This window comes from Paenibacillus sp. FSL H7-689 (assembly GCF_000517905.1).
Lineage (GTDB): Bacteria > Bacillota > Bacilli > Paenibacillales > Paenibacillaceae > Paenibacillus > Paenibacillus amylolyticus.
In genome coordinates, this window is sequence record NZ_ASPU01000002.1 from 341307 (window position 1) to 359019 (window position 17713).

Genomic DNA, 17713 nt, shown 5'->3' on the forward strand with positions numbered 1-17713 from the left:
ACAAAATAGGAGGATGTGAAGACATGGAATTTGGTATGGTCATCATGTTGATTCAGTTATTTTTTGGAGTGGTGATTGGTTTGTATTTCTGGAACCTGCTGCGTGGCCAGAAAACAAACCGCAGTGCCGTTGAGCGTGAATCTCGCAAGGAACTGGAGAAGCTGCGCAAGCTGCGTTCGATCTCACTCACCAAGCCGTTGTCGGAGAAGACGCGTCCAGCTACCATTAACGATATTGTTGGGCAAAAAGACGGGCTGCGTGCCCTTAAAGCTGCTTTGTGCAGTGCTAATCCGCAACATGTTATCATTTATGGCCCTCCCGGAGTCGGGAAGACAGCTGCCGCAAGGGTCGTTTTGGAAGAGGCTAAGAAGAATCCAACATCGCCTTTCAAGCCAGACGCGAAATTCACGGAGCTGGATGCAACAACAGCCCGTTTTGATGAGCGTGGTATTGCGGACCCCTTAATTGGTTCGGTCCACGATCCGATATATCAGGGAGCAGGAGCCATGGGCGTTGCAGGTATTCCCCAACCGAAACCGGGCGCTGTCACGAAAGCGCATGGGGGAATGCTTTTTATTGATGAGATTGGTGAATTACATTCGATTCAGATGAATAAGCTGTTGAAAGTGTTGGAGGATCGCAAGGTGTTTTTGGAGAGTGCGTACTATAACTCGGAAGACACGCATACTCCTGCTTATATCCACGATATTTTTCAAAATGGCCTGCCGGCCGATTTCCGCCTTGTTGGAGCAACGACACGTTCGCCTCATGAACTGCCACCAGCTCTGCGTTCCCGCTGTATGGAAGTTTATTTCCGTCCTCTGTTGCCTGAGGAGATTGGGCGAATTGCAGAGGATGCTGTTCAGAAAATAGGGTTCAGTCCATGTCCGGATGCCGTTGATGTGGTCAAGCGATATGCAACCAATGGACGTGAAGCGGTCAATATCATCCAGCTGGCTGCTGGACTTGCGCTGACAGAGAAGCGTGAGACGCTTCAGGCATCTGATGTGGAGTGGGTGGCGGGTAGCAGTCAGATTCAGCCACGGCCTGATCGGAAGGTCCCTACACAGCCGCAGGTGGGTTTTGTTAACGGCTTGGCGGTATACGGACCGAATATGGGAACCATTTTGGAGATCGAAGTGTCTGCTGTTCCGGCTCTTAAAGATCAAGGCCGAATCAACATTACAGGCGTTGTGGATGAAGAAGAGATTGGAGGCGGTTCGCGTACACTCCGGCGAAAAAGTATGGCCAAAGGCTCGGTTGAAAATGTGTTAACCGTATTAAAAGCCATGGGTATTCGTCCGAATGATTACGATTTACACGTGAATTTCCCAGGTGGGACGCCTATTGATGGTCCATCCGCCGGGATCGCCATGGCGACTGCCATTACATCAGCCATTCAGAGGCGTCCTGTGGATCATGAGACAGCGATGACTGGCGAGATCAGTATTCATGGTCGGGTTAAACCTATCGGTGGCGTGCTGGCCAAGGTCGAGGCTGCATTTCAGGCAGGAGCGAAGACCGTTATTATTCCCGCGGAGAACTGGCAGTCCATTTTTGAGAATCTGGATGGCTTGCGCGTTATCCCGGTAGATACGGTACAGGACGTATTCCGTGAAGTGTTCGCCTGGGTTCCGGAATCACAACAAATGGAACAAACGAAGCTTGCAGAGGAGACAGTTGCACCTGCACCGGAGATTTTTCCACCGGCATCCGCTTCCTATTTGCGTGCGGACGTGCCTCGTCCAGGACAGGTTACAGATTCGGGAAGCTGCTAAGCGCTTCCCTTCATTGGTTTTTTATGTGAACATTTGATAGAATAATGAATGACTACAACCTGAGAGCCATTGGAGGTGCGAAAGCGATGGGACCGAGCAAAGCGAAAGGTCGTCGTTTTCCTTTACTGCCTTTAAGAGGACTTCTCGTCTACCCGAGTATGGTACTGCATCTCGATGTGGGCCGGGAGAAATCGGTCAAGGCTTTAGAAAAAGCGATGGTAGAAGAACATCTGATTCTCCTATGTTCCCAAGCCGAAGTAAATATTGAAGAACCAACACAAGAGGACATTTTCAGAATCGGAACCGTGGCCAAGGTCAGACAGATGCTGAAGCTTCCGAACGGTACGATTCGTGTACTCGTTGAAGGCTTGGAACGGGCTGAAATTATTGAATATACGGACAACGAGGAATATTATGAAGTACTGGCTAAAGAGCTGCCTGAAGAGGAGAATACCCATCCGGAGACGGATGCCTTGATGCGTACCGTTCTGAACCAGTTCGAGAATTATATTAATCTGTCCAAAAAAGTGACACCAGAGACACTCGCAGCGGTGTCTGACATCGAAGAACCAGGGCGTCTGGCCGATGTCATCACGAGTCACCTGTCCTTGAAGATCAAGGATAAACAGGAAATTCTGGAGACCATCGACGTTCGGGAACGTCTGGAGAAATTGCTGGATATCCTGAACAATGAGCGCGAAGTGCTGGAGCTTGAACGCAAGATCAGCCAACGTGTGAAGAAACAGATGGAGAAAACGCAGAAGGAATATTATTTGCGCGAGCAGATGAAAGCGATCCAGAAAGAACTGGGTGAAAAAGAAGGCCGTGCGGGTGAGGTCGAGGAACTTCGCACTCAGATGGAAGAACTCGGCTTGCCGGACAAGGTGAAAGAAAAGGTCGAGAAAGAAATTGATCGACTGGAGAAAATGCCTGCAAGTTCAGCCGAGGGCGGAGTCATTCGCAACTACGTGGATTGGCTGCTTGGCCTTCCTTGGAGTCAGATGACAGCGGATGATCTGGATATCCAAAAAGCGGAAGATGTGCTCAATGCAGATCATTACGGACTGGAAAAGCCGAAAGAACGTGTGCTTGAATATCTGGCTGTCCAGAAGCTCGTCAAGAAGCTCAAAGGGCCAATTCTCTGTCTGGTCGGACCTCCAGGGGTCGGTAAAACATCACTTGCTCGTTCGATTGCTAGATCGCTGGGTCGGGAATTTGTAAGAATATCTCTTGGCGGCGTGCGGGATGAAGCCGAGATTCGTGGTCATCGGCGCACCTATGTAGGGGCTATGCCTGGGCGTATCATCCAGGGGATGAAAACGGCAGGGTCACTTAATCCGGTATTCCTGCTGGACGAGATTGATAAGATGGCTTCAGACTTCCGCGGAGATCCTTCCGCAGCGTTACTTGAGGTACTTGATCCGGAACAAAATAATACGTTTAGTGATCATTTTGTAGAATTGCCGTTTGACTTATCCAACGTTATGTTTATAACAACTGCCAACACGGTACACAATATTCCGCGTCCATTGCTGGATCGGATGGAAATGCTCAACATCCCTGGTTATACGGAACTGGAGAAGCAACAAATTGCGAAAAACTATTTGTTGCCCAAACAGAAGCAGGACCATGGTTTGGAAGAAGAGCAATTGGAAATCCCGGATGACGCGTTGTTGCGTGTAATTCGTGAATATACACGGGAGTCAGGTGTGCGTAATCTGGAACAGCAGATGGCTTCGTTGTGCCGGAAAGCTGCCAAGAACATCGTATCGGGTGTGGAAGGTCAGATTAACATCTCATCCGATGAGATCAAAGACTACCTTGGACCTGGCAAGTTCCGTTATGGTATGGCCGAACTGGAAGATCAGATTGGTACCGTAACGGGTCTGGCGTGGACTGAAGTGGGTGGAGATACCCTTATCATTGAAGTGACTGTTGTGCCTGGAACAGGTAAATTGACTCTCACAGGTAAACTGGGGGATGTCATGAAGGAATCGGCACAAGCCGCATTCAGTTACACCCGTTCCAAAGCTACACAGCTAGGAATTTCGCCTGACTTCCATGAGAAAAACGATATCCATATCCACGTTCCGGAAGGAGCGATTCCGAAGGATGGTCCATCTGCCGGGATTACGATGGCAACAGCGTTAATCTCAGCCTTGACGAACAAACATGTGTCCAAGGATATCGCGATGACTGGTGAAATAACACTGCGTGGACGTGTGTTGCCGATTGGTGGTCTGAAAGAGAAATCACTGGCAGCCCATCGTGCCGGCTATAAAAAAATATTATTGCCTAAGGATAACGAACGGGACCTGCGTGACATTCCAGACAGCATCAAGGAAGATGTGGAGTTTGTCCCTGTAGCCCATATGGATCAGGTATTGCAGCATGCACTTGTTGAGCAGACAGGAATTCACCTGTAATCCACGTATCCGAAAGGTTCGTATGAAGATTAGACCGTTCTGCGGAGGCTTCGGCGTCCGCTGGAACGGTTTTTTTGGTATGATAGAACAATCCATGGCATAATACCTTCAACAGGTGATGCATAGCACAGGTTTTCAAGAGAGGAAAGATACAATATGAAAGTAAATCAATCTGAATTTATTATCAGTGCCGTTCGGCCTGAACAATACCCCGAGGACGGTCTGCCAGAGATTGCTTTGGCGGGACGCTCCAATGTGGGGAAATCTTCCCTGATCAACCGATTGATCAATCGTAAAAATTTGGCTCGGACGAGCTCTACACCGGGTAAGACACAGCAACTCAACTATTATAAAATTAATCAGGATCTCTACTTCGTCGATTTCCCGGGATATGGGTACGCTAAAGTTTCCAAAGAGCAACGCTTTGCCTGGGGAAAAATGATGGAGAAATACTTGTTGGGACGCGAGGAATTGAAACTGGTCATGCAGATGGTGGATATGAGACATGAACCGTCCAAGGAGGACAAGATGATGAACGAATGGCTTCGTCATAATGGACTGCCTTTGGTTGTCGTAGCAACCAAGATGGACAAGATTCCAAAAACCCGCAGAGCCAAATATATCAAAGTCATTAAGGAATCACTGGGTCTTCGTTCAGGGGATTTGTTTGTGCCGTTTTCATCCGAAGAGGGATTGGGGAAAGAAGAGTTATGGGACATCATTACCCGCCATGCCCGCATAGATAAGTATGCACCAGTGCTGGATGCAGAGGGTGCTTCTGATGAGGAAGAAACCAACGGAATTAACGGATAACCGAGATAGTATACCGTTTTAGTGCAGGAAAGTGAGCATGCTAAATGAATCTTTAATGAGATCCAGATTAATCCGGTTTTTTAAGGGATTTCGTGACAATTCATCATCTGGGTCTGGAGAAAAATAACGTTAGGGTAGTGTATAATGAGCATAGGTGCATATTGCCAACAGTAACAAAATTACCGGCCATGCCGGCCTGAAGAATTTTGAGATGACTGCTACATGTGCAGGAAGACAAAACAATCGGGAAAGAATTGAGGGATTTGTATGGCTCAGCGGTTAGCCACAGAATACGTTAAGGCCACTATGAAATTGTCAGAACCCCAGATGCATCAGTTTTTGCGCATGACAGAAGACGGCAGGCTTCATCACCGGGTTAAGGTGTTGGACAATGGTTGTCAGGAGGTTGTGCTGGGGGATGTAAGTGGAGAAGAAGTGCATTTTCCTTTTGACCGCATAGAAGGGTTTTATATCTGTGAGTTATCTTGCCGCCTGGTGAATCTGCATCTGACCAACGTTGTCCGGAAGCTCTTTGTGACTTTTAAGGGTGACGGGGTCGTTCATCGGATCTATAAAGGGTTCACCATGACGTATGTTTATGCTCAAGGCACTGTCCGCAAAATTGTGGAGAAGACCGGGGAGAACACCCGAGTGATCTATGAATACAAAAACACGTTGCTTGAATTGCAACATCTGTTCCAGGCCAGAGATGTAGAACGCGAAATCAACCGTGTGTATGCCGAGATTGATTCACTGCTGGATACTAGAAAAGATGCGACTGCTGATCAGCTCCATCAGATTGATGAGACCCTTGCTCGTCATCAAAAACGGTTGTTTGAGCTTGAAGCTTATTAACTTAAAATTGTATGTTTATAAACGTATATGTATATAATGAATTCCCTTGTATCTTCCGGGCAGTGGCACTCGCCAATGTGGAGGTTTCAGGGGAATTTTTTGATGTGAGATCGAATATTCCGAATTGGAAATATTTATTTTACAATCTTCTGGAAAAGGGTTGATTTCACTCTGATTCAATGTTATTTTTAATCTCGTTGAAAACAATATAGGAACCAGGATTCACTCAGGACATTATATGTTGCGAGAGATTTTTCCCTCGGGAAGTGAATGACGTAGGTCCTAGCGGATGAAATTTTTCAAACATTTTATTCCTAGGAAGGGGGGACCGAAGGATGGAATTTTCAACTTTCGGAAGACACGTTGCTGTTGATACTTGGGGTGTCGACTTTAATCTACTGAACAATGCAGAGTATCTGGAAGCCCAAATGGTTGAAGCAGCAGAGGCATGTGGCGCGACAGTGATGTCCGTACAATCTAAGCAGTTTGATCCACAGGGAGCGACCGTACTTGTACTATTGTCTGAGAGCCATCTCTCCATTCATACGTATCCTGAGAGAGGTTTTGCAGCGATTGATTGTTACACTTGTGGGGAGACTGTAGATCCACAGCTTGCTATTGACTACCTGGTATCCGTATTAAAGCCTGAAAAAACGTATGCAAAGAAGTTGGTACGTGGTTTGGGCGAATTGCAAGTTGAAACACCAGACATGAACAACCAGACTGAACGGGCTTAAATAAAAAGTATATTGCATACACAATGTTCACATATCGGGATGGACACATAACCTCCCAAACTCAAATAGTCATGGAATAATTCCATGGCTATTTGTTTTAATATGCGTATCGTTATGAATATTCATAATGGACACTTTTTAACGCATAACGGTGAACTTTGGTGAGACACTACAATAAATGACAGTGCATATGATGATGAACATGGTGATTTCATAAACATTTCATAAAAATGACCCGGTCATGGCTATGATGTGTGATATAATTAACCTTGTCAATCATAAATGGATAGACATATGCAGTAAGCACTTTGATTGGAAATTTATTAGGCAGGTGAACTTGCAATGCACATCGTTGTCGTTGGTTTGAATTATCGCACGGCGCCTGTAGAGGTTAGGGAACGATTCACATTTGCAGAAAAGGATTTGTCTGAAGCGCTGCAGCAGCTCAAGCTGACCAAGAGTGTATTGGAAGGTGTAATCGTAGCCACATGTAACCGTACCGAGTTGTATGTTGTGGTGGACCGTCTTCACATGTGTGGTTATTTTATTCGAACATTCATGGAACAATGGTTTAACGTACCGCGGGAAGAATTTACGCAACACTTATATATATATGAAGATGATCAAGCCATGCGCCATTTGTTCCGCGTCATCTGCGGACTAGATTCTATGGTCATCGGTGAGACTCAGATTCTTGGACAGGTGAAACAGGCTTTTCTTAAAGCGCAGGAAGAGAAATCAACAGGTACCTGGTTTAATATGCTGTTCAAACAGGCTGTTACGCTGGGCAAACGGGCACATTCGGAGACTTCCATCGGGGAGAGCGCCGTATCTGTCAGTTATGCTGCTGTTGAACTCGGTAAGAGGATTTTTGGCATGTTCACAGACAAGAAGGTGCTCATTTTGGGTGCCGGCAAGATGAGTGAACTAACCGTGAAACATCTCTATGCCAACGGGGCATCCGAGGTCATCGTGGCGAATCGCACGCTCGCAAGAGCTGAAGAATTGGCAGCCAAGTTCCGGGGGACACCTTGTACCATGGAACAGGCACTAGATCGACTTAATGAAGTTGATATTGTGATTAGTTCCACTGGAGCTGAACGTTATGTCATGGATGCAGCAGTGGTACGAGAGAGCATGAAGCGTCGTCAATCTCGTCCATTGTTCCTGATTGATATTGCGGTTCCACGGGATATTGATCCGGCGATTGGTGAATTATCCAACGTATTTCTCTATGACATTGATGATCTGGAAGGAATCGTGGAGAGCAACCTGGAGATGCGTAAGGTGGAAGCTGCCAAGATTGAGAGAATGATTGAGCTTGAGATGGAGGATTATTACCATTGGCTCAAAACGTTGGGTGTTCGTCCCGTTATTCGCGCTTTGCAGGAAAAAGGTGTCTCCATTCATGAAGAAACGATGGATAGCCTGTTTAATAAACTGCCTGAGCTCGATGAACATCAACGTAAAGTCATTCGTCGTTTGACCAAGAGTATTGTGAACCAAATGACGACAGATCCGATTAATCGGATTAAGGAAATGGCAGGCACGAAGCAAGGTGATGAAGCTCTGCGCATGTTTACTCAGATTTTCGCTCTGGAAGATGCAGTAGAGATGGCCGCTGAAAAAGTGAGTCAGAGTGATGCTACAGCTCTGGCGAAACCAGCCGCTCACCTTAACGAAAACCGGCAAGACCCCGTGCCGGCTTATGCTCCGGCAGGCGTATAAGGCGGGTGGGCAGCTTGACCCTTGCTGAACAAGTTTATGAAGCTCTAATCTATATGTATGCCCTGAGCCTACTGTTCTATTTCTCGGACTGCATTCGACGCAATGCGGGGGCGAAGCGGACAGGCACAGGGTTTCTTGTCGTTGTTTGGGGATTGCAGGTAACGCATGTCATATTGCGCATGTGGACTGAAGGCCATTTCCCCATCTATACCACCTTTGATTTTTTGTTTATATTTTCATTCAGTATTGTGCTGATGTCTCTCGTCATGACTCGCATCCAGCGTTCCGAATTTGTGATTTTGTTGCTGAATGTTGTAGGTTTTTCCGTTACGGTATTAAACCGACTGTGGTTTACGGCCGGAGAGATATCACTGCATAACTGGCAAACGGTACATGGATTACTCATTATGCATATTACCTTGGCGAATCTTGGTTTTGCGGCGTTAACCGTTGCTACGGTATTTGCCATGTTATATCTGTTCCTGCACCGTAAGTTGAAGAAAAAAAAGTGGAATGATACGATGCGACGGATGCCAAGCCTGGAAGTGATCGGCAAATACATGGATGGTGCTAATTTCATAGGTACACCGCTCCTTGGTGTTTCTGTGATGCTTGCCGTATTATCCATTGTGGCGGAAAGACGCTGGATTCTACTCTTGGATCTCAAAGTTATTGCGACAGGTCTTGCTATAGCCATCTATGTGGGGTACTTCGTATCCAAGAGAAGGAAACAGTTCTCTACAATTATCATGGCAAGATGGACACTGATTGGGTACGGATTTGTCATTATAAGTTTTTTATCCAATGCGTATTCAGCGTTTCATCGTTGGACGGGAGAGTGAAGGGGATGGACCGTTACACGCCGATATTTGTGAATACTTCAGGCAAGAAATGCTGCGTGGTTGGTGGTGGACGTGTTGCCGAACGTAAAATTAAGGGATTACTGCATGCTGAGGCACAGATTACGGTCATTAGTCCGGAGCTTACTCCCATATTAAAACAACTGCATCATGAATCCCGAATTCAATGGATAGACCGGTCCTACCGCAATGGAGATTTGCGGGGGGCCTTTCTCGTATATGCAGCGACTGACCATTCAGAGGTCAATTCAACTGTGGTTCGGGATGCGGAGGCTGCGGGCATATTGGTGAATAACGCAATGTCTTCGGAGCACAGCAGCTTTATTACGCCAAGCGTGGTAAGGCGTGGGAGATTAAGCATAGCGATATCCACAGCAGGAGCGGGACCGGCAGCAGCAGCGGAGATACGTGCCACACTCGAACGACAGTTCGGTGATGAGTATGAGACGTACCTTGAGTTTTTGCACCAGATGAGGACTGAGGTGAAGTCACGCGTATCTTCTTCAAGTCTCAGGAGTACGTTGCTTCGGCAATTAACTGAAATGAACATATTAGAAGATATTCGTACAGGCCATTTTCGGTGGTGGACCGAAGAAGAAATCGGGGACTGGATATCCCGTAATCAGGAGGAAGTGTAGATATGCGTACAATTAAAGTTGGAAGTAGACAGAGCGCGCTTGCGCTAACCCAGACAGGTCATGTCATTCAGGATTTACGCGATATTTGTGAGCGGGAAGGATTAGCTTTTGACTTTGAAGTACATAAGATTGTTACCAAGGGAGATCTCATTCTGGATGTAACGTTGTCAAAAGTGGGCGGCAAAGGTTTGTTTGTCAAAGAGATTGAACAAGCGATGCTTGATCGTACCATTGATATGGCTGTGCATAGTATGAAGGATATGCCCTCCGAGTTACCCGAAGGATTAATCAATGGCGCTATTCCCCGTCGTGCAGATCCACGGGATGCGCTGATATCTAATGGTGGACTAACTCTGGATCAACTGCCAGAAGGAGCTAGAGTCGGAACAAGCAGTCTGCGCCGATCGAGTCAATTAAAGGCCTATCGTCCAGATTTGCAATTGGAATCGATTCGCGGCAATATTGATTCCCGTCTGCGGAAGCTGGAGACCGAAGGATTCGATGCGATTATTCTGGCAGCTGCAGGATTGTACCGTATGGGCTGGGAAGACCGGATCACAGAGTACTTGACGGAAACAGCTTGCCTTCCGGCAGTGGGTCAAGGCGCGCTTGGTATCGAATGTCGTGAAGACGATGAGGAACTGTTGCACTTGCTGCAGCTGTATAACGACCCCGAGACAGCATTTCCTGTACAGGCGGAACGCCGTTTTCTCAGTGTATTGAATGGGGGCTGTCAGGTTCCGATCGGTGCTCATGCGGTGTGGGTGCCTCAGCAAGATGCAGATTCCCTGAATGGTGAAAACACGTTACAATTAACAGGTATGGTCGGCACGCCGGATGGTGGACTGATTCTTAAGGAAGCCATGATCGGCAAGGACCCGGTTCGTCTGGGTGAAGAAGTGGCGTGGAGATTGATCGAACGGGGAGCAGAGCAGATACTGGCAGAAGTTAGGGGATGAAGACATGGTGGGAAAGGTCTTTTTGGTAGGGGCAGGTCCTGGGGATGCAAAGCTGATTACGGTAAAAGGGTGGGAATCCATCGGGAAAGCCGATGCGGTAGTCTATGATCGTTTAGCAAGTCCGAGATTGTTGAAACAAATGAAACCCGGCGCAGTCAAGATTTACGTGGGCAAGCGCCCGGATCGGCATACGATGAAACAGGAAGAGATCAATCAACTGTTGGTTGATCTGGCTCTTGAAGGCAAGGTTGTGGTTCGGCTTAAGGGCGGCGATCCAACTATCTTTGGACGCGTGGGCGAAGAGGCGGGTTTGCTGCACAAAAACGGAATTCCGTTTGAGATTGTACCTGGGGTTACCGCTGCAATAAGTGTACCTGCGTATGCTGGAATTCCTGTGACTCACCGTGACTATGCATCTTCCATCTCTATTATTACGGGGCACGAGAGTCCGGACAAGCTTGATCGCAGTATCCATTGGGATAAAGTGACGAATGCAACGGGCACACTTGTATTTATGATGGGGGTTGCCAAAATTGGATATATCAGCGAACAATTGATTCGTCATGGTCGTCCAGCGCAAACACCGGTAGCTCTAATTCGTTGGGGAACACGAGCGGAACAGGATACCCTTACAGGTACCCTTGAGGATATAGAAGCGAAAGTGATCGAAGCCAATTTCCAACCACCAGCTGTTATTGTGGTGGGAGATGTTGTCAATCAGCGGGAACAATTGAAATGGGCAGAAGCGCTGCCGCTGTTTGGCAAACGAATTCTGGTAACCCGTGCTCGCAGTCAGGCGAGTGAACTGGTGAATCGCATTGAGGAACTCGGCGGCGAACCGTATGAGTTTCCGGTCATTGAGACGGTCATGCCGTCCAGTGAATCTGCCAAGCAAAGTGTCAAAGACGCCTTCAGTGCTTTAAATACCTATGACTGGGTGTTTTTCACAAGTGTGAACGGCGTGGAGTTTTTCTTCCGTCATCTGGAACAGGAAGGCAAGGATATTCGTTCGATTCATCAAGCGAGAATTACTGCCGTAGGACCTTCCACAGCGGACGCTTTGCGCAAACATGGCATCGTAGCTGAAGTTGTCAAAGGTCCTTTCCAGGCCGAAGGCATGCTTGAGGCTTTTGAAAGCGAGCTGAAGGAAGGCCAGAGAGTACTGCTTCCGCATGGTGATCTTGCACGTACATGGTTACGTGACCAGTTGAGAGAAAGAGGGCTTCAGGTCACCGAAGCCATCACCTACGATACGATCCTCGCTGGTGAGGATGATGACGAACTACTCAAGCTACTTGAAGAAGGTGGTATTCATGCGGTGACCTTTACAAGTTCATCGACGGTTACCAACTTCATGAGTATGTTGAAACGTATGGGGTTGCAAGATCCACTGCCTTTATTGAAAGATGTGGAGGTTGCGTGTATCGGGCCTGTTACAGCGAAAACGGCAGAAGCCGCTGGACTAAAGGTTACACTGATGGCAGAGGAAGCAACGATGGATAGCTTGATCACAGTGCTATGCGACTGGAAACGGACAGGAACCAAAGAAGGCGCTCTTCGAAATTAATACACATGTAATCATGTCAACATATGAAGCGTGCTGAATTCGATAGGATACCAGCGCGCTTCCCTTTTTGCTCTATTTAACTTTTTCAAGGAGGTTTTACTCGTATGAGTTTTCCAATTGTACGGCATCGCCGTTTACGTCAATCCACAGGTATTCGCAATATGGTCAGAGAGACCCATCTAACCGTGGATGATTTTATTCAACCAATCTATGTTACGTATGGAGAAAATGTAAAATCTGAAATTAAATCCATGCCTGGCGTATTCCGCTTCTCGCTGGATCGTCTTCAGGAGGAAGTAACGGAAATTGCCGAGCTGGGAATTCCAGCCGTGTTATTGTTTGGTATTCCCGAGACTAAGGACAGTGTGGGTTCATCTGGCTTTGCTGAAGATGGCATTGTGCAGGAAGCGACGAGATTGATCAAATCCTGGTACCCGGAACTGCTGGTTGTTGCGGATACTTGTCTGTGTGAATTCACGGATCACGGTCACTGCGGTATGGTACACACCGTGGAGATTGACGGTCACATCTGCGGAGATGTGTTAAATGACGAATCACTGGATCTACTCGTGCAAACGGCAGTGTCTCAAGCTAAAGCAGGAGCGGACATTATTGCACCATCCAACATGATGGATGGATTTGTACAAGCGATCCGCGCGGGGCTGGATGAGAATGGATTCAGTCACATTCCGATTATGTCTTACTCTGTTAAATATGCATCCGCGTTCTATGGTCCATTCCGTGAAGCTGCGGATTCCACACCACAATTCGGAGACCGCAAGTCATATCAGATGGACCCGGCGAACGCGCGTGAAGCCTTGCGTGAAGCAGAGACGGATGTGCTCGAAGGAGCGGATATGCTAATGGTTAAACCTTCGCTGTCCTATCTTGATGTCATGCGTACGATTAAGGATCAATTTGATCTTCCGCTTGTTGCCTATAATGTAAGTGGCGAGTATGCCATGGTGAAGGCGGCGGCGATTCAAGGCTGGATCGATGAGAAAAAAGTTGCCATGGAAATCCTGCTCAGCATGAAACGCGCAGGTGCAGATATGATCATTACCTACTACGGAAAAGACGCTTCACGCTGGTTGGCTGAGAAATAAAATAAATTACATTGAGGAGGATATTCATGACTGCACAACAAGGTAATCGTCGCAATGATGAGCGCTCACGCAGCGCGTTTGAGGAAGCGAAGCAGTACATACCCGGGGGTGTGAACAGCCCTGTACGCGCATTCAAATCGGTGGGACTTACTCCAATCTATGCAGAACGTGGTGAAGGGTCCAAAATCTACGATATTGATGGCAATGTTTTTATTGACTATGTGGGATCCTGGGGCCCACTCATTATGGGACATGCACACCCTGACGTTGTAGAAGCTTTGCGTGAGACAGCCCTCAAAGGAACAAGCTTTGGTGCGCCTACCTTGCTGGAGACCGAGATGGCAAAACTGGTCTGTGAGCGTGTACCTTCTATCGATATCGTGCGGATGGTTAATTCTGGAACTGAAGCAACGATGAGTGCCATTCGACTGGCACGCGGGGTAACCGGACGCAGTAAAATTCTGAAGTTTGAAGGATCATATCATGGACATGCAGACAGCTTGCTGATCAAGGCTGGCTCAGGTGTTGCAACGCTGGGTCTTCCAGATAGTCCAGGCGTGCCTGAAGGCGTAGCTGTGAATACCATTACGGTGCCTTATAACGATCTGGAGTCCGTGAGACTTGCTTTTGAACGTTATGGTGAAGAACTGGCCGCTGTTATTGTGGAGCCTGTGGCAGGTAACATGGGGGTTGTTCCTCCGGCTTCCGGTTTCCTTGAAGGGCTGCGCAGTTTGACGACCCAATATGGCAGCCTGCTTATTTTTGACGAAGTCATGACCGGTTTCCGCGTAGGGTTGAACTGTGCTCAGGGACGGTATGGGGTTACACCTGACCTGACTTGTCTGGGTAAAGTTATCGGTGGCGGCCTCCCGGTTGGCGCTTATGGTGGTCGTCGGGATCTGATGGAACAGATTGCTCCAACAGGACCAATCTATCAGGCAGGTACATTGAGCGGGAATCCGCTGGCTATGGCAGCAGGGTATACAACGCTCAAATTGTTAACACCAGAGGTCTATGACCGTCTGGAGACATTGTCTGCACGTCTGCAAGCCGGATTCGAGAAAAATGCAGCTGAGACGGGTATTGCGATAACCATTAACCGTGTGGGTTCCATGGTTTGTCCATTCTTCAGTGCCGTTCCAGTAACCAATTATGATATTGCCAAAGAAAGCAATCTGGATCAATTCCGTCGTTATTTTGCGGCCATGATTGATCAAGGTGTGAGTGTTGCGCCTTCGCAATACGAAGGTATGTTTGTCTCTGGTGTGCACACGGAGCAGGATATTGACGATACGATTGAGGCGAATCGTAAAGCTCTTCAATCGCTATGACCATCAAAAGTTGGAAACGCCGCGGGGAATGGCTTGAGCTGATGCCAGGGAAAGCCGTAACAGGCAGTTCGGACAAACCGATGGCTGCAGAGCAATGGTTATTGTCTGAACTTCAGTTTCCGGAGAAACTGCTCCGTCAGCTGAAAGCAAACCGAGGAATACAACTTGCAGGGGACCGGCTTCGGCTGGCCCTTTTTGCGTCCCAGCCAATCGATGTTGAGCCACGCTGGGCTGAGGTAGATGTACTGTATGAGGATGATTTCTGTCTGGTTATGCACAAACCGGCAGGCATGAAACTGCATCCAGATGGAAGCCGTGCTGATCAGGCGATCACGCTGGATCATGTGGTTGCCTCTTATTATGAAATGAACGGAATACAGGCGAGCGTACGCCATGTTCATCGACTGGATGAGGATACAACGGGACCTGTCCTATATGCCAAAAATGCTTTTGCCCTCGCCAAACTGGATGAAGCGATGCGTCGTAAAGAGATTGGTCGCCATTATGTAGCTATTGCAGGTGGACAAATTCCCCTTAAACTCCACAAAATTGATGCTCCGATTGGCAAGGACAGACATCACAAACAGCGCAGGCGTGTCTCGGAAGGTGGACAGGAAGCTGTTACCCATGTGGAGATCGTCGAAGTGTGGGAACGAGCAACCCTTGTACGATTAAAGCTGGATACAGGACGAACACACCAAATTCGTGTACACCTGAGTTACGCGGGACATCCGCTTATTGGTGATGCGTTGTATGGAGGTAGAGCGGATGCCATTGGACGACAAGCACTTCATGGAGAGTTGCTTAAGTTTAGTCATCCTTTAACCGGAGCGATGATTGAAGTGAACGACCATTGGCCATCCGACTTCACACAATTGGCAGAGCGAGAGGGGTCTTACTAATACACTATATAAGTTCGACTAACTATTTACACGAAAACGGAAAGGACAGAAACAACCAGAAGAAGTAAAGCGTTCGCCTAAAAGCTTTCTGAAAGAAAGCTACTTCGGAAGCCTAAGCTATCCCCGGATTTTCCCTTTATAAAAAGGAATGAAAAAAATCCGGGGATAACAGCGATCAGAAGGTTGTTCTGTCATTGGAGTGACAGTGTAAATAACCATGAGTTGAACATATATAGCAAGGTTTTTCAAAAGGTGGCATGCTCCTCTCATTCAAGGCATATAGATGGGGTAACGAAGGATTTGGACCATGGATCAGTCCCATGAGAAGGATCATGGTGAACATATGCCGAAAGGAGGACGCCACCTTTGTTGAATCAACCTTATGGTTTGCGGTTCGATATTTATGAGCGCGTTCATTTGTCTGAGGGAGTTCCTGCGATTGAGGAATTGGAGGAGATTGAACTATACCCACGCATTCAAGTCATAGGGCAGGATGATCATGCCACATTAAGAGGGCATCTTTTACTTACAGGTGCGTACAGAGGAGAAAATGAGGCTTCAGAGGAGCTCAAACATTTCATTCCCGTGGAGATCACAGTGCCGCTGAACCGGGTCAGATCGATTGAAGATATTTCCATCGAGATCGAAAATTTTGACGTGGATCTGTTATCCAATCGCAGTCTGAACATTACAGGCGTGTTGTCGCTACGAGGTATCGAAGGTTTTCCTGTTGAAGAGCCACAAGTGTGGTCAGCAGATGAGTTTACAGTTGTTCATTCACCTGATGCTCAGCAATCCAACCGCTCCGATGAAGCAGCACAGGCAGGTAGCGATCCCAACACATTTGCACAAGAGTACCTGCTCCAGCGGAGTGAGGAAGAGAGACTTGCGAGTGCAGCAGAACTTGCATATGGTGCTCCGGAATTCGCTGACCTGTCCACACGGGAAGAGACATTAAGGAATAGCGAAGAATGGCAGCAGGATTATGCGAATGCGTCATCTGCAGAGCCACTTCAATCTGAGGAGCTAAGTGCGGAGTACGTTAACGAAAACAGACAACCTGATGCAAATGAAGATCCCGCATCTCTGACAGCGAATGGAGATGAATTGGCATCTCATGAGCAATACAGCGAACCTTCTCCGATCTCGTCATTTATGGCTGAGACCGCAGATCGATTAGCTTCTTACCCTGAGTCGGAACCATTGTTGCCTCTGGAAGATGAGTCTTCGGGTTGGTCCGAGCCTTCCGTGGATGCATTACCTGCGAACTCGAGAAGTGCAGATCAAGCAGTCTCAGAGCCTACTGCTCAATCATCTAATGACTTGGCAGCACCGGATGTACCGGACGCACCAGAGGTATGGCACTTCGAATCAGCGAGATCTGTACCTCAGCAGGAGAATCAGGCAGTTGCAGATGTCCCATTTGAATCACAGGCAGAGAACTGGCAAGGTGTATTTGCTTCGTCCGAACCAGGCAACCCTGAGGAAGACCGACCGTCTTTTGAAGCGACTGGGGTAGACGAGTTCGTACAGAACGAAGCATTTGTTCCTGAACCTGTGGCTGAGACGGAAGACAAGCCGGAGCTGAAGGTTGCTTTTGGCAGCAAAAAAGAATCCGCACCACGGCAAGAAGAGGGCGTAGGTATCTCTTCCTTGTTATCCTCCGGTAGAGCGGCACGCGATGCCGAAGTGGAGCGAGGCGATGAGGTTCCTGCGGGTGTAGTACAGGAAGAAACGTATCCAGCGGATGATGTGGAATGGAAGAACCTGTTCCTGGGAACGATCGTGGACCAGACCCCATTCCGCAAGGTGAAACTGTGCATCGTTCAGCGAGAAGATACACTGGATGCCATTGCAGATCGATATCAATTGAGCACGAGGGAACTTCAGTTGTATAACCGATTATCTGAGCAGGTTGTGGAAGAAGGTCAGATATTGTACATCCCTTAATCCGTAGTTAAAGCCTTCGTTACGACCCGTGATCCCCTTGAGGATTGCGGGTTTTTGCATAAT

Annotated in this window: 14 protein-coding genes; all 14 read left to right on the forward strand. The window is 47.8% G+C overall.

Annotated features, from left to right (window positions below; all coding sequences use genetic code 11):
- Window positions 1-23 precede the first annotated feature (23 nt).
- Entirely contained in the window at window positions 24-1778 is a 1755-nt protein-coding gene (gene lonB / locus C170_RS01460) for an ATP-dependent protease LonB (protein ID WP_036605888.1), read from the forward strand.
- A gap of 86 nt (window positions 1779-1864) precedes the next feature.
- A complete protein-coding gene (gene lon / locus C170_RS01465; protein ID WP_036605889.1) occupies window positions 1865-4204 on the forward strand; it encodes an endopeptidase La in 2340 nt (779 codons plus the stop codon).
- A gap of 156 nt (window positions 4205-4360) precedes the next feature.
- The gene (yihA, locus tag C170_RS01470) at window positions 4361-5017 is read left to right on the forward strand and encodes a ribosome biogenesis GTP-binding protein YihA/YsxC (protein ID WP_036605890.1); all 657 of its coding nucleotides are present in this window, start codon (window positions 4361-4363) and stop codon (window positions 5015-5017) included.
- Window positions 5018-5284: 267 nt separating this feature from the next.
- Complete coding sequence (locus C170_RS01475) at window positions 5285-5872, forward strand: hypothetical protein (protein ID WP_036605891.1); 588 nt, start codon at window positions 5285-5287, stop codon at window positions 5870-5872.
- Between the two features lie 335 nt (window positions 5873-6207).
- Window positions 6208-6609, forward strand: a complete 402-nt coding sequence (gene speD / locus C170_RS01480; protein WP_036605892.1) for an adenosylmethionine decarboxylase — start codon at window positions 6208-6210, stop codon at window positions 6607-6609.
- A gap of 342 nt (window positions 6610-6951) precedes the next feature.
- On the forward strand, window positions 6952-8337 hold the full coding sequence (hemA, locus tag C170_RS01485; protein WP_036605893.1) for a glutamyl-tRNA reductase: 1386 nt from the start codon (window positions 6952-6954) through the stop codon (window positions 8335-8337).
- Window positions 8338-8351: 14 nt separating this feature from the next.
- Window positions 8352-9179: a cytochrome c biogenesis protein CcsA gene (ccsA, locus tag C170_RS01490; RefSeq protein WP_036605894.1), complete on the forward strand. Its 828-nt coding sequence runs from the start codon at window positions 8352-8354 to the stop codon at window positions 9177-9179.
- Window positions 9180-9184: 5 nt separating this feature from the next.
- Entirely contained in the window at window positions 9185-9835 is a 651-nt protein-coding gene (locus C170_RS01495) for a precorrin-2 dehydrogenase/sirohydrochlorin ferrochelatase family protein (RefSeq protein ID WP_036605895.1), read from the forward strand.
- Between the two features lie 2 nt (window positions 9836-9837).
- Window positions 9838-10794, forward strand: coding sequence for a hydroxymethylbilane synthase (hemC, locus tag C170_RS01500; protein WP_036605896.1), 957 nt, complete (start codon window positions 9838-9840; stop codon window positions 10792-10794).
- 4 nt (window positions 10795-10798) lie between these two features.
- Entirely contained in the window at window positions 10799-12361 is a 1563-nt protein-coding gene (cobA, locus tag C170_RS01505) for a uroporphyrinogen-III C-methyltransferase (RefSeq protein ID WP_036605897.1), read from the forward strand.
- Window positions 12362-12465: 104 nt separating this feature from the next.
- Window positions 12466-13467: a porphobilinogen synthase gene (hemB, locus tag C170_RS01510; protein ID WP_017692601.1), complete on the forward strand. Its 1002-nt coding sequence runs from the start codon at window positions 12466-12468 to the stop codon at window positions 13465-13467.
- A gap of 26 nt (window positions 13468-13493) precedes the next feature.
- Entirely contained in the window at window positions 13494-14798 is a 1305-nt protein-coding gene (gene hemL, locus C170_RS01515; RefSeq protein WP_036605898.1) for a glutamate-1-semialdehyde 2,1-aminomutase, read from the forward strand.
- Window positions 14795-15700: an RluA family pseudouridine synthase gene (locus tag C170_RS01520; protein WP_036605899.1), complete on the forward strand. Its 906-nt coding sequence runs from the start codon at window positions 14795-14797 to the stop codon at window positions 15698-15700. Before hemL ends, C170_RS01520 begins: the two co-directional genes overlap by 4 nt.
- A 366-nt stretch (window positions 15701-16066) precedes the next feature.
- Window positions 16067-17650: a LysM peptidoglycan-binding domain-containing protein gene (locus C170_RS01525; RefSeq protein ID WP_036605900.1), complete on the forward strand. Its 1584-nt coding sequence runs from the start codon at window positions 16067-16069 to the stop codon at window positions 17648-17650.
- Window positions 17651-17713 lie beyond the last annotated feature (63 nt).